This is a genomic window from Aneurinibacillus tyrosinisolvens, from assembly GCF_001015055.1.
Classification (GTDB): domain Bacteria; phylum Bacillota; class Bacilli; order Aneurinibacillales; family Aneurinibacillaceae; genus Aneurinibacillus_A; species Aneurinibacillus_A tyrosinisolvens.
In genome coordinates this window covers 90,959-112,394 of record NZ_BBWZ01000008.1, presented here as the reverse complement: position 1 = coordinate 112,394, position 21,436 = coordinate 90,959, and the positions used below count along the sequence as shown (strand labels likewise).

The following is a 21,436-nucleotide window of genomic DNA, read 5'->3' as shown; positions in this document are numbered from 1 at the left end:
TTCATTTTATTCTTTTATTTACTGCGGGCCGGTTCCTGTTTTTTACGGACTATCTCCGGAACGGCAATCCCCATTAAAATAACGAAAACACCAATCCACTGAACGATGCCAACCTGCTCTCTCAGAACAAAGCTGGAAAGAAACACAGCTGTCGGCAGTTCAGCTGCTCCGAGAATCGTGGCAAGCCCGCTTCCGATATGTGGTACTCCGACAGTAAAGAATAGCGTCGGGACAATGCCGCCAAACAGAGCGAGTAAGCCCCCCCACCAGAGCAATCCATCCCAGAGGGAGCCATTTGTAAAGAAGGAGGCGGGTAGACGATAAAGGTAAGCAAAGAGGCTCCCGTAAGCATAATCGCACTGCGCAGCCATGGATTAACCTGCGGGGCTACCCTGCCGCTAAAAATAATAAACAAGGCATATGTAACAGCTGAAAGCAAGCCAAGCAGGACACCAGCCAGGGTAAATTGCCCGAATCCGCTGCCAAACAGCCCGCCGGCCAGCACGGTGCCAAGCAATAATAAAATAAGCGCAATCACTTTTCCTGTCTCCGGCCTCCTTCTAAGGAGCACCGCTTCAACAAGCACACCAATCCACGTAAACTGGAACAATAAAACAATGGCAATAGAGGCGGGGACATATTGGAGCGCTCTATAGTAGAAAACGCCGGTCAGCCCGGTTGTTGCTCCTACACCGACCAAAAGCAGCCACTGTTTCGCTGTCGCTCTTTCTCTGGACACAAGAAGGGCCAGTACCCACATCAGCAAGGCAGCGAGAAACATTTGGCTGCCGCTAACCTCTCCTGGCGAAAATCCAGCCTTGTATGCAAATTTGACAAAAGTAGACAGGATTCCATAACTGCAGGCGCCAAGGAAAACGAGCATAATGGAACGCCAGTAAATCATTATGTATCCTCTCCTCCCGGCTATATCACCTTTATATTGTACTACATTAGAGCATATATAAATCAGTGCGGCGGTCAGAAAATACGGGAATCCGGCCCCTTACTTCGGAGACGAGTGCACGGTCGATTTCCCCGGTAACGATTGCCTCCTCTTCTTCTCCTTCAGCAATGACTTCTCCCCACGGGTCAATGATCATAGAATGCCCACAGAATGTATTCCGCGGGTCGGTGCCCGCCCGGTTACATGCCACGACGTACATCTGATTCTCAATCGCGCGTGCAATCAGAAGCTGGCGCCAGTGGGCAAGGCGGGGATGCGGCCATTCCGCCGCAACAAACAGCACTTCTGCCCCTGCCAGCGCTCCGCTGCGAATGCCTTCAGGGAAGCGGATATCATAGCAAATCTGCAGAAGGGCCGGCATTCCGTCCAGCGTGAACCCTGCGAGGGATTCTCCCGGCAGCAAATACTTCTCCTCTTCCATGAGACGGAATAAATGGGCTTTACGATAGGTGTGAATGATTTCTCCCTCCGGTGAAAAGACGAACGAAGCATTGAATGTTCCGGTTTCGCGTTTCTCAGCGACCGAACCGCCAATCGTATACACCTGATGCTGTCTGGAAAGTTCAGAAAGCAGCTCTTTTGTTTGTTTTCCCTCCGGGTCCGCAATATCGTCCAGGCGTGTTAAGTCATAGCCTGTGTTCCATAACTCGGGGAAGATAATAATGTCCGGTTTTTTATCCAGCGAGGCAGCCTGTTCAAAAAAGCCCCTCACTTTTTTTTGGTTCAACACCGGATCGCCGAATCGGATATCCATTTGGCAAAGCGCAATTTGATAGCTGGGCATTTTCATATTTCCTCCTTTTTCTTATTGTTCGATAAGGATGCCGGAATATAAATCGTAAAGGCCGTACCGCTCTCCCCCGATTGCACCTGGATTTCCCCCTCGTTTTTGCGAATGAGTTCCCGGCTCAGGGCAAGGCCGATGCCTGTACCTGAAACTTTCGTAGAGTAAAACGGTTCGAATACCTTATCGAGAACATAGGCGGGAATTCCACAGCCGTTATCCAAAATAGTAATTTCTGCCCCTTGCCCGGACAATTGCCCGTTTACCTTAACCTGTACCCGGCGCTCTTCTTTGTTATGGACAGCTTCAAAAGCGTTATGAATAATATTCAAAAGAACCTGTTTTATTTCCTCTTTATGTACGCGTACGGTAAAGTCTTCTTCCGGCAGTTCCATGGTAAAGAAAATGTTGTCATTAATCGTCCGTGGCTCTACAAACTCTTTCACTTCCAGAAGCAGGGAGCAAATCGATTCGTCCGCAGGCGCATGTGCCTCTGCATGGCCTTTGCGTGAGAACTGGAGAAACTGTGTGACAATCCGGTTAATTTGCTTTGTTTCCTGGAGCACGATGCGAATGTATTCCTGGTGCTTCTTCTTTACGCCTTCCTTATCTTCACCGATAAGCGTAAGAAATCCTTCAATCGCAGATAATGGGTTCCTTACCTCATGTGCCATCCCTGCGGCCATTTGGCCCATGATGACCATTTTTTGTTCGTGCAAACGTTCAATCGTGTTTTCCTTTTTCGTCAAATAACCGAGCTGGAATTGATCGATGAATTCATCAATCACACTTTCCGCTTTTTCGTAGGCAGACAATTCATGCTGCCGAAATAATTTTCTAATGCCACCCATAAATGCCCTGCGATAATGATTGGCAACAGCAAGAATATCCTGGAAAGCGATACCGCTCTCTTCTGCCTTATATCCGAGTGTATAAGCCTGGTCGATCGATTCCCGCCTCGCGCGCAGCACCTGTTCATTGTAAAAAATCAAGTACAGCAGATAAAAGGTCCGCCGGGCACGGACAAAACGGCATGTATCATTTGCCATCCCCCATGATGCCAGTTTACCCGCAAATTTTCCGCAGTGGTTCAACATATCATTATGCGCATCAACAATCGTGTACGCCAGCTTCCCCAGCACACGGTATGGGATTTTAACACTCATCACCTTTGCCCCTTTTTCCAGTGTTCATGACAAAAAAGCCAGCAAATTGTACGCTGGCTTTTTGCTGTATTCCAACAAAATTAGCTAAACACCGGTTCGGCAAACCCGGCTAGCTTCTCTAAAGAATTCTTTTCTACATCCGCATGAAGGCTGTTTCCGTGGGAATCCATCGTTACGATGGCAGTAAACCCTTCAACCTGCAAATGCCACATAGCTTCCGGCATACCAAACTCCATGAGGTCTACGCCTTCAACCTTTTTCACACAATCCGCATAGTACTGGGCGGCACCGCCAATGGCATTTAAGTAAACACCACCATGCTCCTGGAGCCCTTTGAGTGTTTTCGGTCCCATGCCGCCTTTACCGATGACAACACGAATCCCAAATTTCTTCATGATATCGGCCTGGTATGGTTCCTCGCGGATGCTTGTTGTCGGGCCTGCCGCTTTCACGTGCCACTCACCGGCATCGTCTTTCATCATAACCGGGCCGCAGTGATAAATTACCCCGCCGTTCAAATCAACCGGGCAGTCATGATCCATCATATATTTATGGAAAGCGTCGCGCCCTGTATGAATCAGTCCATTAATTTTAACAACATCTCCAACCTTCAGGCTGCGAATTTGCTCCTCCGTAATGGGGTACTGGAGTACAACCTCGCGGCGTTCTTCCGTTTCAGCAGGTGCGGCAACGCCTTCATGAAGATCAACAGTTCCCTCTTTATACAGCCAGCCCTTGATTTCGCCGGTCGCTGCATCCATCGTTACTCCCTGGCGGCGGAATGCCCAGCAGTTATAAGCGACAGATACATAGAAGCTGGCCGGAAGACGATTCATTACCCCGATTTTACAGCCTAATAGGGTTGTCTCACCGCCGAAGCCCATCGTTCCGATGCCAAGTTCATTCGCTTTGTCCATTACATAGGACTCAAGTTCAGTCAGTTCTGGAATTGGATTTACATCATCTACTTTGCGGAATAGCTGTTCCTTCGCAAGCCCATAACCTGAAGTGCGGTCACCGCCGATGCCTACGCCGATGAAGCCCGCGCTGCAGCCCTGTCCCTGTGCCTGATAGACGCTGTGCAGAATGCATTTCCGGATTCCATCCAAATCACGCCCCGCTTTTCCCAGGCCTTCCAACTCTGCAGGCAAGCTGTACTGAATGTTCTTATTTTCACATCCGCCGCCTTTAAGGATCAGCTTTACTTCAATTTCATCCTTCTCCCACTGGGAGAAGTGAACAACCGGTGTTCCAGGTCCAAGATTCGTCCCGCTGTTCTCACCTGTTAACGAGTCAACTGAATTCGAACGGAGTTTGCCGTTTTTTGTGGCAAGCTCAATCGCTTCATGAATTGCTTTCTTCATCTCAATCTGGTTAGCGCCGACAGGTGTATGAATTTCAAACGTAGGCATCCCTGTATCCTGGCAGATCGGGGAAATATTATTCTCAGCCATCTCGATGTTCTGGGCAATGGTCGTAAGTGAAAGAGCGGAACGGGTTCCGGCATTTTCCTGTTTACGTGCGGCAGCAATTGCTTTTCGTACATCGGGCGGTAAGTTAGTTGATGTTTCCACTATCAATTGGTAAACGCTATCTTTGAATTGGTTCATTGCTCCTACCCCTTCTTTGCGTAAAATAACTCTCCACTTTCTATTATAATCAACATTACAGGAAGGGGGAAGATTTTCTTCTAAGGCTGCCACCCGCCGGACTGCATTCCGATCCAGAGGAGAAAAAGCAGAAGGGCAGCCGCACCAAGCTTTTGCCCCGGCTGCCGCGGGCGTCCGGGCATCCCCGCCACCGCCGAGCTAAGGAAGCCGCCGAACAAACCGCCCAGGTGGGCAAAATTATCAATCACGTTCGGATAAAGGAATCCAATGACAAGATTAATCCCGAGCACGAACAGCACGTTGCTCCCCAGCGTGCGATAAAACAACTGCCTGTTTTGCGTTCCAAAATAAAGCAGTGAACCAAACAGGCCAAAGATTGCACCGGAAGCTCCGGCTGAAAGATTAGGCGAAAAAACATAGCTTGCCGTCACACCGCAAATTCCGGCTGCCATATAGATGAAAAAAAACCGGATCGGTCCGTATAGCTGTTCTGTAAGTGTACCAAGTGAATGGAGCGCCATTCCGTTAAATAAAATATGCATAAAACCAATATGCAAAAAAATAGGGGTAATAAACCGCCACCATTCCCCCGCTTGAATGAGCGGATTGTATTTGGCGCCGAAAGAAATAAGCACATCCATATTCTGACTGCCGCCGCTCAATTCCATGAGGATAAACACCGTTGCGATAAGAATGAGGAAGACGTAGGTTACCCTTGGCTTTCCGTAGAAAAAAACGGCCTCGATTTCCCTTTGTTTCCGAATTTCCCACTGTTCAATTTCATTTGCCCAAAAAGGTGCGGGAGGATCTGTTTCGGATACCGTTGTCTCCGTAAAGAGCCGTTCCAGTATAGCGCTTTCTGCACTCGTGTATTGCCCCCCTGTTACCCACTGCCGCTCTTCGGGTACGTATGCTGCAGGAGAAAGAGAAATACCAAGCTCGTCTATGCCCGGCTGCTTGTGCACGGTTTCTTCAGCCGCCCCTAAAAAAGGCTGCCGCATAATAAAAACAACAAATCCTTTTACCGTTCTTACACCGATTTGCTGCCTTATGCCTTCAAGCCTGGCCGCCGTTTCTTCAAGATAATTGTGTACAGTAGCACCCCAGAGAAAATCGCACAGCCGCAGCTGCACATATTGGCTGCTCCGCCCCTTATGCCGCATAAGATGAATGGAATCGCTGTCCGAGTGGAGAACGGTGTAAGCATACTCTCTCACAAGCCGGTATGCGATTTTCCACATAAATTGGTTCGCTGCATGTATCTCCAAGCTATTCTTTCCTTTCCAAAAGGGTATGTATATATTATAAATAGACCCTGCATCAAAAATAAACAAACAGTTTCTCGTACACACATAACAAAAAGCACCCATTCTTTCCAGGCGGACAGAAACGGGTACTTTTTAGAAACAATGTGCTATTAAAAACCGCTTGAGCCAGATCGCCCCGTACAGTGGGGTTGAGCGCATTTATGACACTTTTTTAGTACCCCGGGGACTGGGCATTCGGATACTGGGCATTGGGAGCCATTTGCATCGGGTACTGGGCATTAGGGGCCATTTGTGCCGGATACTGGACATTAGGGGCCATTTGCACCGGGTACTGCATTATCGGTGATACAGGGGCTGCCGGCATGCCAGGATAGTATTTGTTGTGGTAATGGTGATACATTTTTTTATGGTGGCAGTAATGTTTGTAGTATTTCTTGTAGCACTTCTTGTGGTGGGCGTGCTTATGGCATTTGTGCTCATAGTACTTCATTTTTTCCATATGATAATGATACTTGGTAACGTCTACCTCCGTATAAACAGTGCCTGCACTTATTGGATTATGATAGTAATTCACGTGTACCTCCTCCAATTGTCTCGTTGTCATGAATCTTTTACACTGTATTCATAACCGGGACATTCAGCCACGACGTTTGCCTATTTTGTGATAAAATTAGGTTTTGGCCTAGTTATTCATTTATCTATTTAGTTGAGGTGACTTTATTTTGCAAGGAAAAAAACGAGTGAATCCCGTACCGTTCTGACTGACATCGTACTGCCCCCGGATACAAATTACCACGGCACTATTTTCGGCGGGAATGTAATGGCTTATATGGATAAGGTAGCAAGCATTGCTGCCATGCGCCACTGCCGCAGCCAGGTTGTCACCGCTTCCAGCGACAGCCTTGATTTTCTTGCTCCCATTCGCACCGGAGAAGCGATTTGCCTTGAGGGCTATGTTTCCTGGACCCATAATACCTCGATGGAGATTTACGTCAAAGCAGAAGCGGAGAACTTATTAACAGGAGAGAGGCGTCTTACATCCCAGGCTTACCTGACGTTCGTCGCTCTTGATGAGAACAACAAGCCGATCGAGGTTCCGCCGGTGCTTCCCGAAACTGAGGAAGAACGCTGGAATTACCGCACAGCAAAAGACCGCTACGAAATCCGGAACCGCCGAAGAAAAATCATGAAGGAACAATTCCCGCGATAGCAAGAAAAAACCAGAAGAGACGGCTCTCCCTGTCCATCTCTCCTGGTTTTTATTGTTTTATGGCATATAAGCTTAGAAAGATTTCCCCTTCGGTTCCTGTCCTCGTCCGGTCAAAAATTCTAAATCCGTGTGAACGCAAGATTTGCTCGACTTCCTGCTCGCCATACATTTGACAGAAAATGTTATCGATTACCTGCGCTCCCTCGCCAATCCGGTAGGAGGAGAAGAAAACTCCGTCGGGCTTCATTACACGGCATACTTCGTCAAGCGCCCTGTGCAAATCCTCCGCGGTCAAGTAAATAAGCGAGGCGTTCGCCCATACCCCATCGTATAATCCGTCCCCCGTCGGAATCTGCCTGAAGTCTCCCTGGATAAACTCAACCCCATGAACCTGCTGCTTGGCATGCTCAAGCATAACCTCGCTAATGTCCAAACCCTGGACCTGTAAATCATATCGTTTTAGCCGGAGAGCATCATGCCCTGCACCGCACCCGAGGTCCAGTACCCGATTGCCCCCGAGCAGCATCTGAAAGGCTGATACAAACTGGATGGTTAACTCTCGGTGGCGCCATTTCATTCCCGTTTTATTTGCCAGTTTATCAAATGAAGCGCGATTGCGCTCAACATAATCCATTTCCGCACCCCCATCTGTTTCTTCTTCAATTCTAGCGAATTTGAAGGGGGAATTCTACCACTATGAAATTTTAAATCGGTTTACATATGTTTGAAGTTCTTCCGCCATTCGTGCGAGCACTTCAGAAGCGGCATTAATCTCCTGCATCGTAGCTGTCTGCTCCTGCGAAGCGGCAGCCACTTCCTGGGTATCGGAAGCAGCGATGGAAGCCAACTGGTGGATTTCATCCCCAAGCTTTACCATCTGATCGGTTTGTTGTGAAATCAACTCCGAGGAAGCTGTAACCTTCGCAATTTGTTTATTCACATCATCGATCGCCTTTAAAATATTTGAAAACGCGCTGCCCGCATTTTCAACAACCGCACGGCCTTCGCTTACTGCCTGGCTGCTTTCGGACATCGATACAACAGCCATCCCGATTTTCGCGTGAATATCGGAGATAAGCACAGCAATTTCAGCTGCTGAATTTCCGGATTGTTCAGCCAGTTTACGAACCTCCTGAGCTACAACAGCAAAGCTCTTTCCCTGCTCACCTGCACGCGCAGCTTCGATTGCCGCATTAAGTGCAAGCAGGTTTGTTTGTTCACTGATCTCATGAATCGTCCTAATAATTCCTTTTATGGACTCCGATCGGTTTCCAAGCTCACGGATTTGTTGTTCGGTATCGCTTACCTTCTGTGAAATATCGTTCATTTCCCAGACGACCTTCTTGAGAGAAGCTTCGCCATTATGGGCGTAATTCGTCGCGATCGTGGAATCATGCTCTACGGCCAGGATTTTGCTTGCAATTTCCTTCATGCTGCTTCCCATCCCATGCAGCGCCCTTGTTGTCTTGTCTACACTCTCCATCTGTCCTTCTGAGCCCGATGCGATTTCCTGTGCCGCAACGGAAATTTGTTCGGATGCACGGGTGCTCTCAAGTGCGCTCGCCGTAAGCTGTTCAGAAGAAGCGGCTACCTGTTCGGATACCTCATGCACCTGCCTGAGCATGTTGCGGAACTGGGTAATCATCTGATTAAAAATATCGGTAAGCTTTCCGATTTCATCGCGTGAATCAGGCTCTACGTAGACAGTAACATCCCCGGCTTCCGCCTTCTCCATTGCACCGACCAGGTCTCTCATCGGCCTTGTCAGCCTGTTTACGATAAAATAACCTGCAACGAGGGCCAGCACGGATGCCAGTAAGCTAATGACAAACATCTCTGTACGAATAACGTAAAGCGGTTTCATCATGTCCTTCATGTAACTGCCGACAACAAGTTCCCAGCCATTCGGCAGCTCAGCAAAAGACGCAATCTTCTCTTCTCCCTTCCACATATAAGTCAGATAGCCTGTCCTTTGCTGCAGGATGTCCTGGGCAAACTTCTCTTTCGCTATGGAAGTGCCCGCCGTTTTTGAATCCGGGTGATAGAGAACGGTTCCGTTTCTGTCAATAATATACGCGTACCCCTGTAATCCATTAGACCCATAATAGTTTTCTTTCACATCGTTTACAATCGCAGCAATCCGGCTCGAAGCTGCTGTTCCGGATTCCCCCTCTTTTACAAAAGGCGCCAGCTCTTTTCCTTTAACGGCAGTAATGTACTTCAGATCCTGCACCGTCATCTCATATACGCTGTTGTAGGCCGAACGATAGCTTAAAAATCCGGCAGCCATTAACGGGATGAGCGTGATAATAAGGATGGTGATGGTAAGCTTTAGCCGAATGGATACATCATTAAATCGCTGCAACAAGTTTATCCCCCCAGATGTATAGACAATCACCTATATCTTATACTTTGGTCCTATTTAATTCCATACTTTTGCCCTATTTTATCTTATGTTGTCGAAAAAAGTTGCGAAATTATACATTTTTTTTCATTTCTTCCTGCTCTACCTGATCTGGAAAGAGAACACGCTCATACATGCTAAAAAAGCGAGAAAGTGTATATTGATATTTTTCGAGCGTAGTGGACCACATGTCCAGGTACTCATTTCCAGCCGAAGTTATAGAATAAATCCGTTTAGGCGGGCCGCCGGTCGATAGTTCCCAGTGTGAATTTACAAGGTTATCATTTTCTAATTGCCGTAAAATACGATATACGTATCCATGATCAATAGAAGAAAAGCCGAAATCAACGAGTTCCTGTATGATTTGATACCCGTGCACACTCACTTTCCGGAGCAAAAGCAAAACACAGGGCACAAGCAGAGTTTTCGGCGTGCCTTCTACTCCAGCTTTATCCTTCGCAATTGCCTCTCTGCGATTTTCCACGCTTTACTCCCCCCTGTTTTGTTATATCCGTTCTACTATACGAGAACGAAACCGGGAAAATTCCTATAATTTAATTTTTTTTTGCAATCTATTTGTATATTTTCCCTGCTGCAATTAATATAGATAAAGAGAGGAATTAGAGAACAGGAGGGATTCATATGCTGTCTGATCAAACATTCGATCCGGTCCAGATGTGGAAAAGCTGGTATGACATGATGGAAAAAACATGGGGAAAGTCAATGGATGATTGGGTAAAGACAAATGAATATTCGGCCTTAATGGGGGAATACCAGAAGTGGTTTTTTTACTCACAAGACCAGTATAAGAAAATGGCCGATCAAGTACTCTACGAGAACAACATCCCAAATAAAAATGAAATCGCCCGGGTTGCCGAACTCGTTATCCAGCTTGAGGAGAAGGTAGAAAAGCTGGACGAACGACTGGATGACGATATCCTTACTGAACTAAGAGCGCTTAGAGAAGCGGTCGAAAAAACAAAGACACCAGTAAAAAAGTGACGGGGCGCCCCGTCACTTTTTTCTCGCCTACTCGTGCTTATTTGTTGTTTGCCCTGTATGCCCAGTGGTTTGTGGGACCGTGCTCACTCCCAATGCCCAGCGGGTGGCAAATGGCTGCTGTAATGAAGCTTTTCCCTTGCGATACCGCTTCTTCTACGGTTTTGCCGGCTGCCAGCCCGGCCGTTACGGCGGCGGCAAACGTACAGCCTGTTCCATGTGTGTGCGGAGTATCAAATCTCGCTTCCGTTAATTCAACAAACCGCTCCCCGTCATACAGCACGTCTGTCACCTGGCTGCCTGTGCCGTGCCCGCCTTTGACCACAGCGTTTTGCGCCCCAAGGCGAAGCAGCACCCGTGCTGCTTCCTTCATATCTTCCACTGTTTCAATTTTTAGGCCAGTAAGTACCTCTGCTTCCGGAATGTTTGGTGTTACAACGGTAGCAAGCGGAAGAAGTTGATCCTTTACCGCGGCAACGGCTTCATCCAACAGTAAGGAGGCACCCCCTTTGGCAATCATGACCGGGTCAAGCACATAATTAGGAACATGATATTCTCTTAGCTTCCGTGCTACTGTTTCAATAATGGCGCTATCAAATAGCATCCCCGTCTTTACTGCATCCGTTCCCAAATCAGACAGAACGGCATCTATTTGCTGCTCTACGAATGCAGGCGGCACCGCCATTACACCGTGTACTCCTCTTGTATTTTGTGCTGTCAGTGCGGTTAGTACGGACATGCCGTATACGCCAAGTTCCTGGAAGGTTTTCAAGTCTGCCTGTATTCCCGCTCCGCCGCCGCTGTCCGAACCCGCGATCGTTAATGCTTTATAAACTGCCATCTGACTCTCTCCTATCTCGGTTTACTCCATTGTAACAAAACAATCTTTCGCCGCAATTTCCCCTTTAACCTGTTTCTTCTCTTTGAGCCAGTTTATTACTTCCTGCCATTTTTGTTCGCTTTGGCTTCCAAATTGGCTTTCGTTATCAGACATAAGCGGAAGAAGGATATTTAAACTTTTTTCCTCTACATCTTTTTCAAGCGGAAATTCCTGTTTCTGGTTTTCAAGAAGATTTGCCAATCCTTCTGCCTTATTCTGTGCAACTTCCTGCTGTCCTTTCGCCGCTGCTTTCCAGAAACGGCGAAGCAAATCTTTCTTCTCGTTCGCTGTGCTGTCACTTGTTACAATGACAAGTTCATAATAATCCGGTACTCCGTATTTAGTCAGCGGGATGCTGCGAACAGGAACCCCCTGTTTATCCAGAAGAATTTGTTCATGGTTAATGTAACCGCCAATGACGGCATCCACCCGCTTCGTAGCAATGGCCGGGATAATATCGAATCCGATGTCTGTCATTTTCACCTGTTTTTCGTCTGCCCCGTCTTTCTTCATCATTGTATTAATGATGATTTCATCAAGCGGAACGGAAGGATACCCGACATTCTTTCCAGCTAAATCCTTTGGTGTTTTAACCGCGCTGCCCGCAGGCACAAGAACCGTATTCAGCGGGTGACGTACGACCGCTGCGATCGATTTCACGTTCACACCCTCTCCCCGGGCAATGGCGACTTCCGGCTGGTAGGTAAAGGCAAGATCGACTTTATTGGCCGCAGCCATGCGCAGAGGATCGTTTGTTTCCGCCGGCATTTGGATTTGAAGGTCGATTCCTTCCGCCGCAAAGTAGCCTTTCTTCATCGCAGTATAAAGGAAAGAGTGAACAGCATTCGGATACCAGTCGAGCATAATCGTTAATTTTTCTTTTTTCACAGGAGAGGATGCGCCTTTCTCCTGCCCCTGATCCTGTGCTTGCTTTTGTCCGCATCCCGCCAGCATAAGAGAAGCGAATAAAACAAAAATAACACTCAACTTCCAGCCTCTTTTCATCATCAATAAACCCCCAGTTATTTTCTTTTTATGTGCAACCATCGTCTCTCCAGTAAAAAAATAAGGAGGAACATAACAATACCGAGCAATGAGAGAATGAGCACGGAAGCGAACACACCGTCCGCGCGTAATGTGGAAGACATTCGCCGGCCGAAATAGCCAAGCCCTTGCTCCGCTCCAAGCCATTCTCCAATCGTTGCTCCTGTTACACTGAAAACCGCCGCTATTTTTAATCCTGAGAAAAAGGAGGGCAGCGCCATCGGAACTTGTGCTTTTCGAAAAATCTGCCAGCGAGTCGCTCCCATCGTTCGCAGTAAATCAACCACTTCTGTACTTCCAGCCTTTAACCCGTCGTATAAATTGACAACAAGTGGAAAGAAGGAGATCAATACGACAACCGCCACCTTGGACCACAGCGTATAGCCGAACCAGAGGGCGAACACAGGCGCGATGGCGATTAAAGGAATGGTCTGTGAAACAATGAGGGACGGATACAGCATCTTTTCCGCTGCCGGGAAGAAAAACATAGCGACAGCCACCCCAACCGCGAGAAGGATCGACAGTACGAGCCCCAGAAAAACCTCTTCCAGCGTGGCAGCCAGGTGAACCCCGAATAACTGGCCGCTGTACCTCACCACCGCGTCAATTATTTGGGTAGGAGCAGGCAGTATAAAAGCAGGTACAGCGCCGGTTCGGGCGAAAAACTCCCATACGGCTACGATTCCAAGAAAGAAGGCAAAGGCAGGCCAATACGCTCTCACCCTTCTCATCATCCTGCTTCCCCTCTTTGGCCGCCGGACACCGGTCCAATGAACCCGCTCAACAAACGGCGGTATGCAATAAACTCGGGTTCAAATACAAGCTCATGACGCCGGGGCCGCTCCATAGGGATCGTAATCTCCCTGCAGATTTCTTCAGTTATACTCCCACTGTTTCTTTTATTCGCGGACAGGACAAGAACCTTATCGCTTAAGAGAACGGCTTCCTCTATGTCATGCGTAATGAACACAACCGTTTTCCTGAATTCCTCCCAGATTGTGAGCAGCCATGTCTGCATCTCCTGCCTCGTCAGCGTATCAAGGGCTCCAAACGGCTCATCCAGCAGGAGCAATTCAGCCCCCGTCATCATTGTGCGAAGAAAAGCCACGCGCTGCCTCATTCCCCCGGAAAGCTGGGAGGGATAACGGTGCACGTAATCTTTGAGCCCGAAGCGTTCGAGCCATTCCCTCGCCTGTTCCTTCTTTAGCCCCCGATCTTTCCCGGAAATCTCGACCGGCAGCAGTACATTTTCAAGCACCGTTCTCCATGGAAGAAGCAAATCTTTCTGCGGCATTAATGCAACACTTCCCAACCTGCTCCCATGCTCGGCCCCTTCAATTGAAATACTTCCCTCATCCGGATCCGCCAGACCCGAGAGAAGCCTAAATATCGTACTCTTTCCGGATCCACTGGCACCGATGAGCGAAACAAATTCCCCTTTCCTCACAGTGAAGGAAACGTCAGACAGAATCAGATCCCTTGAACCGGGATAATGATAAGAAATATGATTTACTGTAAGAATGGCTCTCTCCACCTTCGTTGTTTGCCTTATCTGCCAAAAATAAACGCCACTCCCTGGGTTGGAAGTGGCGCGGGTTAAAAATAACAGCGACCTCATCCACTTCCCTACGCCGGTATTACCCGAATCAGGTTCCAAGGGTCGAAGCGCACGCTTCTCTCAGCTTAAAAGCCCCCCTAGTGGTCACATTTATAATTATTCCTATCGTACAAGTATTAGTAAGGAACGTCAACAAATCAAATGCAGTCTAAATTTTTAAAATAGTATGTACATTATATATACTTTGCGCTATTATACGATTAGAGAAGGATGTGAAACGAATGTGCTCTTTTCCGCTGGGCAAGTACATCAAACACATCGCCGCGAGTTTCTACAAAGAAAAGCCGCAGTTCGATCCCCAATTAATCAATGACATCCAGAAGATGGCAGCGCAGGTTAAGGAGCGGCAATACAGAGATAAGTACCTGAAAGCCATGCGTTTTGTTATTTTCGATACGGAAACGACCGGATTTCACCCGTACGCTGGAGATGAATTGATTTCGATCGGAGCTGTTGTCATTGAAAACGGGCGAATCGTTGAGAACAGGAGCTTTCATGAATTGATTTACCCGGGAAGAGCCATTCCGCCGATTGTCAGTGAAATTACCGGAATTTTAGACAAAGATGTGGAAGACGCTCCGTCCGCCCTTCCGATCCTGCATAAATTTCTCCATTTCATCAAGGATTATTATCTCGTTGCCCACTGTGCAGATTTTGATCTTAACTTTATCAACAGCAAGTAAAACGGATAAGCAAAACAAAACTTTACAATCCAACGATCGATACGATGGCGCTTGCCTATCATTTACTTCCGTCGAATTCCAGCCATAATCTTGATGTGCTCCTGCAAGAATACGGGATTCAGGTCGAGGGGCGCCATACAGCGCTCGGAGACGCTCTTATGACAGCCCGCCTGTTCCTTCATTTCCTGGACGAACTGGAGCAGCGGGGGATACAGACGCTGCACGCTTTAGAGAGCTACATAAAGACCATGCATTTGCTGCGCCAGCAGGAATCGGGATTTGCCTGAGCCGAAGCTCGCTCTATAGAACTAAAAAAAGGGAGAGGAACGTCTGGCATTCCTCTCCCTTTTTTTGTTCCTGCCATGGGACCGTAAGGTTCCAAAGTCGAGGAAAATATATGACGATTTAATGTAATAGAGAAAAAGACCGCAAGGTCAGAAGCGTCAGAAAAAAGGAAGGGCCAGTCCACGCAGACCGGCCTTCTGGGCCCAGCGGAACCTCCCGGAGAGCAGAAGAAGCCCACCATTGTCTCCCTCCCCGAGCTACCCAGATGTTTGGTGGGCGCTGCTCGCAGGGAGGTGGAGCGGACAGTCCCCCCTCCTCGCGGAAGGGAAAGGCAAGTGGACTGAACTTTCTTTTTTCCTTCCTTACTCTTCCATTGTGGATAAATCACCGGTCGGCAGACCAAGCTCCCAGGCCTTCAGGACACGGCGCATAATTTTGCCTGAACGGGTTTTCGGCAGTTTATCCCTGAACTCAATCTGGCGGGGCGCTGCATGCGCGGCAAGCCTTTCCTTAACGAAGATACGGATTTCTTCCTTCAGTTCTTCCGTTTCCGCGAACCCGGCACGAAGCGTAATAAACGCTTTAATGATTTCGCCCCGCACCGGATCCGGCACACCGATTACGCCCGCTTCCGCAACGGAAGGATGCTCCACCAGCTTGCTTTCTACTTCAAAAGGGCCAACCCGCTCGCCCGATGTGTTAATCACATCGTCTACGCGCCCCTCAAACCAGAAATAGCCGTCTTCATCTTTATATGCAGAATCCCCTGACATGTACCAGCCTGTCATATAGTATTCCTCATATTTTTCCGGGTTGTTCCAAATTTTCCTCATCATTGCCGGCCATGGCGGCATAATCGCGAGGTTGCCCATTCTATTGGGCGGAAGTTCATTTCCTTCATCATCGACAACAGCCATCTTTATGCCCGGCAGCGGCTTGCCCATGGAACCCGGCCGAATCGGCATCGAGCGGTAATTCGCACACATCGTCGATCCGGTCTCCGTCATCCACCAATTGTCGTGAATCCGGTGTCCAAGCACATCGAGTCCCCAGCGAATGACTTCCGGGTTTAACGGCTCCCCAGCCGAAAGAACATGGCGCAAGTGGGAAAGATCGAATCGTTTTGGCAATTCATCCCCTTCACCCATCAGCATACGGAGCGCGGTCGGGGCACTAAACCATACATTTACTTTATATTTCTCAAGCGTCGCATACCACTCAGCCGGCTTAAAACGCCCTCCGCGCAGCACGATGCTCACGCCGTTCAGCCATGGCGCCCACATACCGCCCGAGGTGCCCGTTACCCAGCCCGGATCAGCGGTACACCAGTATACGTCGCCTTCCCGCAAATCGTACACCCATTTACCGGATAAATACTGGTGAATCATTGCATCGTGCACCTGGAACACGCCTTTAGGCTTTCCGGTTGACCCGGATGTGTAGTGGAGCAGCAGTCCATCTTCCCTGTCTACCCACTCAATCGTATATTCATCAGAAATATTTAGCAATTCCTCATACAACAATTGATTCGGTGCCGTCTTCTCCTGGGCCCCGACAAGAATAACGTGCTTTAGATCGGGAAGTGCATCTGCCGCAATCCGGTATAACAGCCCCGGTGTTGTGACGACAGCAACCGCTCCGCTATCCTGCAAGCGGTCTTTAACAGCATCCTCCATAAACGCTTCAAATAAGGGACCGGCAATGGCTCCCATCCGAACGATTCCGAGCAGCGCAATAAAAAGCTCCGGGCTGCGGGGCATAAAAATGAAAACGCGATCCCCTTTCTGCACGCCCTGTGAACGGAGTCCATTCGCAAACTGGCTCGAGAGCTGGCGCAGCTGCGCATACGTATACTGTTCATCCCTTTCGCCATCTGTATAAAAAAGGGCTACCTTGTCCCCGTTTCCGTTATCGACATGGCGATCAATCGCTTCATATACAATGTTGACTTTTCCAGTCTCATGCCAGGAAAATTGTTTCTCTATTTCTTTCCAATCCATGTTTAGTACAGCCTCATCGTAGCTCTTCAGGTTTGCTGAATCGTCCAACAGCATAATGTCCTGTGGTTTCTCTTTTGTAGCCATTGCCCTACCTCCATCCTAATGTTTTCCATTCCTTCTGTGGGAATTCTGTTTGTCAGTAAAGAGAATTGTTATACAACACATTATACGATTATTTCGACAGGAAATGTGTATTACCTTCAAAAGATTATAATTTTTTTCGATTTTTTTAAAACAGAAGCCGCCTGCAGAAACAGGCATGTAAAAAATAACCTTTCATACAATTGTTCCGCCATTGAAACTCTATAACTATACAGACATAAGGGCCAGGAGGAAATCAGATGAACAGGTTTATAAAGTATGGGGCGGGAGGGCTTGTTGTCCTGTTTGCACTTTTCGCCTTTTTTGGCAGACCGGAAAGAGGGCAGGCGCCATCGCCCAGAACAGCACCCCCGGCGGCTCAGGGAACACAGGTAAAGGCGAACTTTACGAAAATAAACAATATCAGGCAGGTCGATGAAGCCCGGAATAAGCTCGATAACAGCGATCACATTGTTACAATCCACCATAACAGCAAAAGCAAAAGCCATTATATGAAGCGGGAAGTAACCGTAAAGTTTAACCACTCCCCTTCGGCGGATGAACTCGCGTCCATTCTGCGGCAAATCGACGGCTGGGACAAAGACCGGCACAACAATACCTTTATTTTCAAATCAAATACCCGGTCCACAGATGACTTAATCTCCTTTTTCTCAAAGAGAAAAGACGTTGTTTTTGCGGAGCCTAACTTCCTCCTTCTGCCAAATACGGTTCCTAACGACACTCTGTACCCAAATTATCAATGGAACATGCCGATGATTAATGCGGAAAGAGGCTGGGATATCAATAAAGGGAGCCCTAATGTCATTATTGCAACCGTCGACACAGGGGTCGATATGCGGCACCCTGAATTTCAGGGAAAACTTGTTCAGGGGTACAATGTACTGAACGGAAGCAATAACCCGGATGACGACAACGGCCACGGCACCCATGTCGCAGGAATTATAGCCGCCCGGACAAACAATGGGGAAGGCGTTGCGGGGATAAACTGGAACAGTAGGATAATGGCGGTAAAAGGAATCGGAGCGGATGGAAGCGGATCCTCTCTGGACATCGCCCAGGGAATTATATGGGCAACCGACCACGGGGCGAGCGTTATTAACATGAGCGTGGGAAATTACCATCCCTCGAACGCATTGCACGATGCCATTCGGTACGCGTACAGCAAAGACGTCGTCATGGTAGCGGCATCCGGCAACGATAATACGGCCCAGCCAAGCTATCCGGCAGCCTATCCGGAAGTGATGAGCATCGCCGCTGTTGATTCCGGCGGAAAGCGTGCCAGTTTCTCCAATTACGGATCGCAGGTTGATATTGCCGCCCCCGGAGTCGACATCCCAAGCACCTATATCATGAGCGACTACGCTGCCCTATCCGGAACTTCAATGGCATGCCCGCATGCGGCCGGCCTTGCGGGCCTCATCCGCTCTGCAAATCCGACATTAACGAATGAGCAAGTAATGAAGGTGATGCGTACGTCCGCCCACGACGCAGGCGATGCAGGCTGGGATCAGCAATACGGGTACGGGATCATCGATGTATCACGCGCGCTTGAGATGGCAGGGGTCCCGCGGACAAGGGATACCGGGCAGCCCCCCGCACCCGTAGCAAATGGCGGATTTTTTTCCTGGCTTCGCCACCTCTTCCTAAGGTAATCCTCTCTATGCAAAACAAAAAATCCCCTGGCCATCATCTTGATAGCCAGGGGATTTATTACATGCCTGTTCTGTTTAATGAACAGCGCTCATTCGTTTCATCGTTACATAGTCTGTCTCATAATACTGCAGTTCATCACGCAAGTATTCAAACACTTTGGATAAAGCAAGGGTTAAGGATTTAATTTCTGGGGAGACTTCTTTATGGAAAATAATAGCGTCACGTCCTGTGTATGAATTGCGCCCGTCTTCTTCATACACTTCGCCTTTCGGGTAAAAAAACAAATTCACGCACGTGTGGTAAACAAGGTAAAGCGCTTCTTCCGCAAATTCCTTATTGAACGTTGCCCGGCGCAGGCAAATGCCTAGCCTTTCGTAAGCGTTTTCACCGTTCACTAGCAAATGACGGAAATCAGAAAGATAGTTCCGGTAATAGGCTTCGTATTCTTCCGGGTCCGGGGAGGTTTTAACGATTTCAGCCAAAGTAGTTGAGTTTAAAAACTTCTCTAATTCCATGCACACTTTTTTTAGTCTGTTATAAGACTCTTCGCATATTTCTTTCAGTTGCGTCTCCGGCATAAAAAACCCTCCAACCTTTAAATTTTCTCTTCCCTTTACAGCAATTGTAACAAATTTGTTACAACTAACCTAGTATTATTTCTGCTAGTCCACAATGTTTAAAGATTCTTACTTTTCAATCACGCTTTCTTAATCTATATATGTTTGGCAGATAAGGCGGACGGCAATACTAATACAAAAACATATTGAGGAGCTGCGTCCGTATGCCCCCTTCTATCCGCTTTATAAATCTTACGCGTGATTTACAAGAAATGAACCGGGTTTCTCAATTATTATATGAACAAAAGAGAAGTTCGCCAATCTATATTTCTGTTATCCCTCTTTCCGCTTACCGGCAAAAGCACCAGCAAACGGCGCTCGGGTATTTTGGATGGGATCGAATTCACCAGGGACCATGTACAGTACTGCGAAGCTATGCTACATGTTATACAACAAGAACAATTTTATTTTTTGATGATAACGAAAATATTTTTCATGAAATAAAAGAAGATGAAATTCTCCTTCGCCGCAAGCACCACTTCGAAATAAACCAGGAAAAGAAAATGGGGTTCTTAGAAATCATATCCGGCAAGCAGCGGACGCTCCTAAGCTTCACTCTCTCACAGTGGCCTTCCTCTGCCGGAATATGAATATTCCGAAAATGATTGGATTTAATCTGCTTTTCATATATAATGAGTAGAAAATAGGCGGAGAGGAGGCCAGCCTGCCGACTTCTTGCTCAAAATAATAAACTCAATGCCACGATTTCAAAAAGAAGGGAGAACGAATGAAAATGAGTTTTGCCAACTGGGATGAAATCATCGAGTTGTGTGGAGGCTATTCTTCAAGAAACCCTGTGGAAGAAATGAACAGGCCGATTTCGAGAAGGGGGCCACAACAGAGAAGAGCCGTTGAACCGATGCTGGCTGAAGAAGCAAACGCTGCTTCTTTAAACGACGATTGGACCGAAAAAGCGTACGATACGATGCTCGACCGCGAATATGGAATTAATGTTTTCAGCAGTTCATTAACTTAACATCTGCTTTATGATCCGGATATACTGAAAAGGGGCACCCTTGCATGGGATGCTCCTTTTTCTATACCCTTCCTCTTTAGAAATCCGCGTTCTTTAAAGCTCCGTCTTCATTTAGCCCTTTCGCTTTCATCTCGTGCGGAGAAAGCATATCTCCAGATGCTTTGAAGGGGAACTTCTTTGTCTGTTCCTGCCCGGCTTTCTTTACTTTTACATAGGCAATCCATTCACCGCCCATGGGCAGAACTGCCTGTCCTTTATATTGTCCGGGTTCGGTCATTATGGCACGAAATCCGTTTTTTCCATGGTCCATGGCAGCCATCTCAAGGTTAACGACGACCTGCGCACCGGCGACAGGGCGGTCACCCTTCCTAATGTTCACGATATATTCAGCCTTCTGACCCGATTGGACGTGATCCGGCAGCTTCAATTCGATCCCCATTCCAGCGGCGGCCAAGGGCTCTTCCTGCCCGCTGCCCCCGCTGCAAGCCGTCATTGTAAGCAGCAATACGAGTAAGAAAGCGGGGCAGAACCCCGGCTTTTTTTTCATTTCCCTCTCCCCTTTTCCCTATTTCTTTTCTATCGTAGTCAACTGCAATAGAAAAGTCATGTGGAGAGTTTTCGAACAAAAAAACACAATAACAGCAGCAAGACCCTCCGATTGTTACACCGGAGGGTCTTGCTATCGAGGTTTGTCTTAGACAGGGCGAACACCGCTGCGCACTTCACAGTCTGCGGCGCTTGCATCCCGCATATTGATTTCAACTTTCTCTGTTACTTTTAGCCGGTTGGCAACTTCTCTGACCAATTCACGGGAACGGTCGATGCTATTCCTATCGATTTCCTTGTTGTAATCCAGTCCTTCATGGTATCTGGCACCCGTAATAAAAACGTCGGAAATCATGACAGTGCAATGGCTGCGCTCAATGACGCCAGCTGTAGCACGGGTAAAAATACGAAGATACATGTACTCATCGATTTTCGAGCTTTTCAGTGTGTAGTCATAGGCTGCCCAGTCATACTCGAACATGGAGCCGCGATTAAATCCGATTTCATGCAGTACACTGTCGAGCAAGTCGAAAGGAAATTCCTGTCCCACTAAATTTGTTTCAACAATTTTCATCCTCATTCACCCACCATGTCATTTAATAAACTCTGTTGCATCCCCATTTTTAT

General features: G+C 47.9%; 21 protein-coding genes, 2 pseudogenes and 1 riboswitch. Of the genes and pseudogenes, 6 read left to right on the top strand and 17 right to left on the bottom strand.

Features of this window, described 5'->3' with window-relative positions; all coding sequences use genetic code 11:
* Positions 1-14: 14 nt before the first annotated feature.
* The 6 genes and pseudogenes from MBEAL2_RS09985 to MBEAL2_RS09960 form a co-directional block, all read right to left on the bottom strand.
* A pseudogene (locus MBEAL2_RS09985) lies at positions 15-904 on the bottom strand (EamA family transporter).
* Between the two features lie 46 nt (positions 905-950).
* Positions 951-1,748: a carbon-nitrogen family hydrolase gene (locus MBEAL2_RS09980; RefSeq protein ID WP_369405489.1), complete on the bottom strand. Its 798-nt coding sequence runs from the start codon at positions 1,746-1,748 to the stop codon at positions 951-953.
* A 2-nt stretch (positions 1,749-1,750) separates the two neighbouring features.
* A complete protein-coding gene (locus MBEAL2_RS29175) occupies positions 1,751-2,914 on the bottom strand; it encodes a two-component system sensor histidine kinase NtrB (RefSeq protein ID WP_052947639.1) in 1,164 nt (387 codons plus the stop codon).
* Positions 2,915-2,994: 80 nt separating this feature from the next.
* On the bottom strand, positions 2,995-4,524 hold the full coding sequence (locus tag MBEAL2_RS09970; RefSeq protein WP_047152138.1) for a fumarate hydratase: 1,530 nt from the start codon (positions 4,522-4,524) through the stop codon (positions 2,995-2,997).
* Between the two features lie 80 nt (positions 4,525-4,604).
* The gene (locus MBEAL2_RS29170) at positions 4,605-5,792 is read right to left on the bottom strand and encodes a rhomboid family intramembrane serine protease (protein WP_052947638.1); all 1,188 of its coding nucleotides are present in this window, start codon (positions 5,790-5,792) and stop codon (positions 4,605-4,607) included.
* A gap of 211 nt (positions 5,793-6,003) precedes the next feature.
* Positions 6,004-6,366, bottom strand: coding sequence for a hypothetical protein (locus MBEAL2_RS09960; RefSeq protein WP_047152137.1), 363 nt, complete (start codon positions 6,364-6,366; stop codon positions 6,004-6,006).
* A 183-nt stretch (positions 6,367-6,549) separates the two neighbouring features.
* Between MBEAL2_RS09960 and MBEAL2_RS09955 the strand changes: the two genes are divergently transcribed.
* Positions 6,550-7,002 (top strand): acyl-CoA thioesterase, encoded by a 453-nt coding sequence (locus MBEAL2_RS09955; protein WP_047152136.1) that lies wholly within the window; start codon positions 6,550-6,552, stop codon positions 7,000-7,002.
* Between the two features lie 49 nt (positions 7,003-7,051).
* On the opposite strand, the gene MBEAL2_RS09950 is transcribed toward MBEAL2_RS09955, so the two are convergent.
* The 3 genes from MBEAL2_RS09950 to phaQ form a co-directional block, all read right to left on the bottom strand.
* Positions 7,052-7,636, bottom strand: a complete 585-nt coding sequence (locus MBEAL2_RS09950) for a class I SAM-dependent methyltransferase (RefSeq protein WP_047152135.1) — start codon at positions 7,634-7,636, stop codon at positions 7,052-7,054.
* 60 nt (positions 7,637-7,696) lie between these two features.
* On the bottom strand, positions 7,697-9,367 hold the full coding sequence (locus MBEAL2_RS09945; protein ID WP_236692750.1) for a methyl-accepting chemotaxis protein: 1,671 nt from the start codon (positions 9,365-9,367) through the stop codon (positions 7,697-7,699).
* Positions 9,368-9,479: 112 nt separating this feature from the next.
* A complete protein-coding gene (phaQ, locus tag MBEAL2_RS09940; RefSeq protein WP_047152133.1) occupies positions 9,480-9,890 on the bottom strand; it encodes a poly-beta-hydroxybutyrate-responsive repressor in 411 nt (136 codons plus the stop codon).
* Positions 9,891-10,048: 158 nt separating this feature from the next.
* Here phaQ and MBEAL2_RS09935 point away from each other — a divergent pair, with 158 nt between their 5' ends.
* A complete protein-coding gene (locus tag MBEAL2_RS09935) occupies positions 10,049-10,408 on the top strand; it encodes a DUF4349 domain-containing protein (protein WP_052947637.1) in 360 nt (119 codons plus the stop codon).
* A gap of 37 nt (positions 10,409-10,445) precedes the next feature.
* Here the strand turns inward: MBEAL2_RS09935 and thiD are convergent, their stop codons facing one another.
* The 4 genes from thiD to MBEAL2_RS09915 all read right to left on the bottom strand — a co-directional run bounded on the left by thiD (position 10,446) and on the right by MBEAL2_RS09915 (position 13,947).
* A complete protein-coding gene (gene thiD / locus MBEAL2_RS09930) occupies positions 10,446-11,246 on the bottom strand; it encodes a bifunctional hydroxymethylpyrimidine kinase/phosphomethylpyrimidine kinase (RefSeq protein WP_047152132.1) in 801 nt (266 codons plus the stop codon).
* 21 nt (positions 11,247-11,267) lie between these two features.
* Positions 11,268-12,293 (bottom strand): ABC transporter substrate-binding protein, encoded by a 1,026-nt coding sequence (locus MBEAL2_RS09925; protein WP_236692749.1) that lies wholly within the window; start codon positions 12,291-12,293, stop codon positions 11,268-11,270.
* Positions 12,294-12,307: 14 nt separating this feature from the next.
* Complete coding sequence (locus tag MBEAL2_RS09920) at positions 12,308-13,063, bottom strand: ABC transporter permease (RefSeq protein ID WP_047152131.1); 756 nt, start codon at positions 13,061-13,063, stop codon at positions 12,308-12,310.
* Positions 13,060-13,947, bottom strand: a complete 888-nt coding sequence (locus MBEAL2_RS09915; RefSeq protein WP_082129877.1) for an ABC transporter ATP-binding protein — start codon at positions 13,945-13,947, stop codon at positions 13,060-13,062. Before MBEAL2_RS09915 ends, MBEAL2_RS09920 begins: the two co-directional genes overlap by 4 nt.
* A riboswitch (TPP riboswitch) is annotated at positions 13,936-14,036 on the bottom strand. It overlaps the preceding gene by 12 nt.
* Before the next feature lie 132 nt (positions 14,037-14,168).
* Between MBEAL2_RS09915 and MBEAL2_RS33825 the strand changes: the two are divergent.
* Positions 14,169-14,917: pseudogene (locus MBEAL2_RS33825) on the top strand (3'-5' exonuclease).
* Between the two features lie 360 nt (positions 14,918-15,277).
* On the opposite strand, the gene acsA reads toward MBEAL2_RS33825, so the two are convergent.
* Positions 15,278-16,999, bottom strand: a complete 1,722-nt coding sequence (acsA, locus tag MBEAL2_RS09905; RefSeq protein ID WP_047152130.1) for an acetate--CoA ligase — start codon at positions 16,997-16,999, stop codon at positions 15,278-15,280.
* A gap of 257 nt (positions 17,000-17,256) precedes the next feature.
* Between acsA and MBEAL2_RS09900 the strand changes: the two genes are divergently transcribed.
* Positions 17,257-18,669, top strand: coding sequence for a S8 family peptidase (locus tag MBEAL2_RS09900; RefSeq protein ID WP_082129875.1), 1,413 nt, complete (start codon positions 17,257-17,259; stop codon positions 18,667-18,669).
* A 75-nt stretch (positions 18,670-18,744) separates the two neighbouring features.
* On the opposite strand, the gene MBEAL2_RS09895 is transcribed toward MBEAL2_RS09900, so the two are convergent.
* Entirely contained in the window at positions 18,745-19,248 is a 504-nt protein-coding gene (locus MBEAL2_RS09895; protein ID WP_047152129.1) for a DUF3907 family protein, read from the bottom strand.
* 203 nt (positions 19,249-19,451) lie between these two features.
* Between MBEAL2_RS09895 and MBEAL2_RS09890 the strand changes: the two genes are divergently transcribed.
* Positions 19,452-19,877, top strand: a complete 426-nt coding sequence (locus MBEAL2_RS09890) for a hypothetical protein (protein WP_047152128.1) — start codon at positions 19,452-19,454, stop codon at positions 19,875-19,877.
* A 137-nt stretch (positions 19,878-20,014) separates the two neighbouring features.
* Positions 20,015-20,263, top strand: coding sequence for a hypothetical protein (locus MBEAL2_RS09885; RefSeq protein WP_047152127.1), 249 nt, complete (start codon positions 20,015-20,017; stop codon positions 20,261-20,263).
* Positions 20,264-20,339: 76 nt separating this feature from the next.
* Here MBEAL2_RS09885 and MBEAL2_RS09880 read toward each other — a convergent pair whose 3' ends face one another.
* Together MBEAL2_RS09880 and MBEAL2_RS09875 are read right to left on the bottom strand one after the other, a co-directional pair.
* Positions 20,340-20,810: a FixH family protein gene (locus MBEAL2_RS09880; RefSeq protein WP_047152126.1), complete on the bottom strand. Its 471-nt coding sequence runs from the start codon at positions 20,808-20,810 to the stop codon at positions 20,340-20,342.
* A gap of 147 nt (positions 20,811-20,957) precedes the next feature.
* A complete protein-coding gene (locus tag MBEAL2_RS09875) occupies positions 20,958-21,383 on the bottom strand; it encodes a YugN family protein (protein WP_047152125.1) in 426 nt (141 codons plus the stop codon).
* Positions 21,384-21,436 lie beyond the last annotated feature (53 nt).

What these genes read in the sequence shown, in the direction of transcription:
- MBEAL2_RS09980 (WP_369405489.1), bottom strand. Translation starts at nt 1,748, where the DNA reads ATGCCCAGCTATCAAATTGCGCTTTGCCAAATGGATATCCGATTCGGC.
- MBEAL2_RS29175 (WP_052947639.1), bottom strand. Translation starts at nt 2,914, where the DNA reads ATGAGTGTTAAAATCCCATACCGTGTGCTGGGGAAGCTGGCGTACACG.
- MBEAL2_RS09970 (WP_047152138.1), bottom strand. Translation starts at nt 4,524, where the DNA reads ATGAACCAATTCAAAGATAGCGTTTACCAATTGATAGTGGAAACATCA.
- MBEAL2_RS09950 (WP_047152135.1), bottom strand. Translation starts at nt 7,636, where the DNA reads ATGGATTATGTTGAGCGCAATCGCGCTTCATTTGATAAACTGGCAAAT.
- MBEAL2_RS09935 (WP_052947637.1), top strand. Translation starts at nt 10,049, where the DNA reads ATGCTGTCTGATCAAACATTCGATCCGGTCCAGATGTGGAAAAGCTGG.
- thiD (WP_047152132.1), bottom strand. Translation starts at nt 11,246, where the DNA reads ATGGCAGTTTATAAAGCATTAACGATCGCGGGTTCGGACAGCGGCGGC.
- MBEAL2_RS09925 (WP_236692749.1), bottom strand. Translation starts at nt 12,293, where the DNA reads ATGATGAAAAGAGGCTGGAAGTTGAGTGTTATTTTTGTTTTATTCGCT.
- MBEAL2_RS09920 (WP_047152131.1), bottom strand. Translation starts at nt 13,063, where the DNA reads ATGATGAGAAGGGTGAGAGCGTATTGGCCTGCCTTTGCCTTCTTTCTT.
- MBEAL2_RS09915 (WP_082129877.1), bottom strand. Translation starts at nt 13,947, where the DNA reads ATGAGGTCGCTGTTATTTTTAACCCGCGCCACTTCCAACCCAGGGAGT.
- acsA (WP_047152130.1), bottom strand. Translation starts at nt 16,999, where the DNA reads ATGGCTACAAAAGAGAAACCACAGGACATTATGCTGTTGGACGATTCA.
- MBEAL2_RS09900 (WP_082129875.1), top strand. Translation starts at nt 17,257, where the DNA reads ATGAACAGGTTTATAAAGTATGGGGCGGGAGGGCTTGTTGTCCTGTTT.
- MBEAL2_RS09895 (WP_047152129.1), bottom strand. Translation starts at nt 19,248, where the DNA reads ATGCCGGAGACGCAACTGAAAGAAATATGCGAAGAGTCTTATAACAGA.
- MBEAL2_RS09890 (WP_047152128.1), top strand. Translation starts at nt 19,452, where the DNA reads ATGCCCCCTTCTATCCGCTTTATAAATCTTACGCGTGATTTACAAGAA.
- MBEAL2_RS09885 (WP_047152127.1), top strand. Translation starts at nt 20,015, where the DNA reads ATGAAAATGAGTTTTGCCAACTGGGATGAAATCATCGAGTTGTGTGGA.
- MBEAL2_RS09880 (WP_047152126.1), bottom strand. Translation starts at nt 20,810, where the DNA reads ATGAAAAAAAAGCCGGGGTTCTGCCCCGCTTTCTTACTCGTATTGCTG.
- MBEAL2_RS09875 (WP_047152125.1), bottom strand. Translation starts at nt 21,383, where the DNA reads ATGAAAATTGTTGAAACAAATTTAGTGGGACAGGAATTTCCTTTCGAC.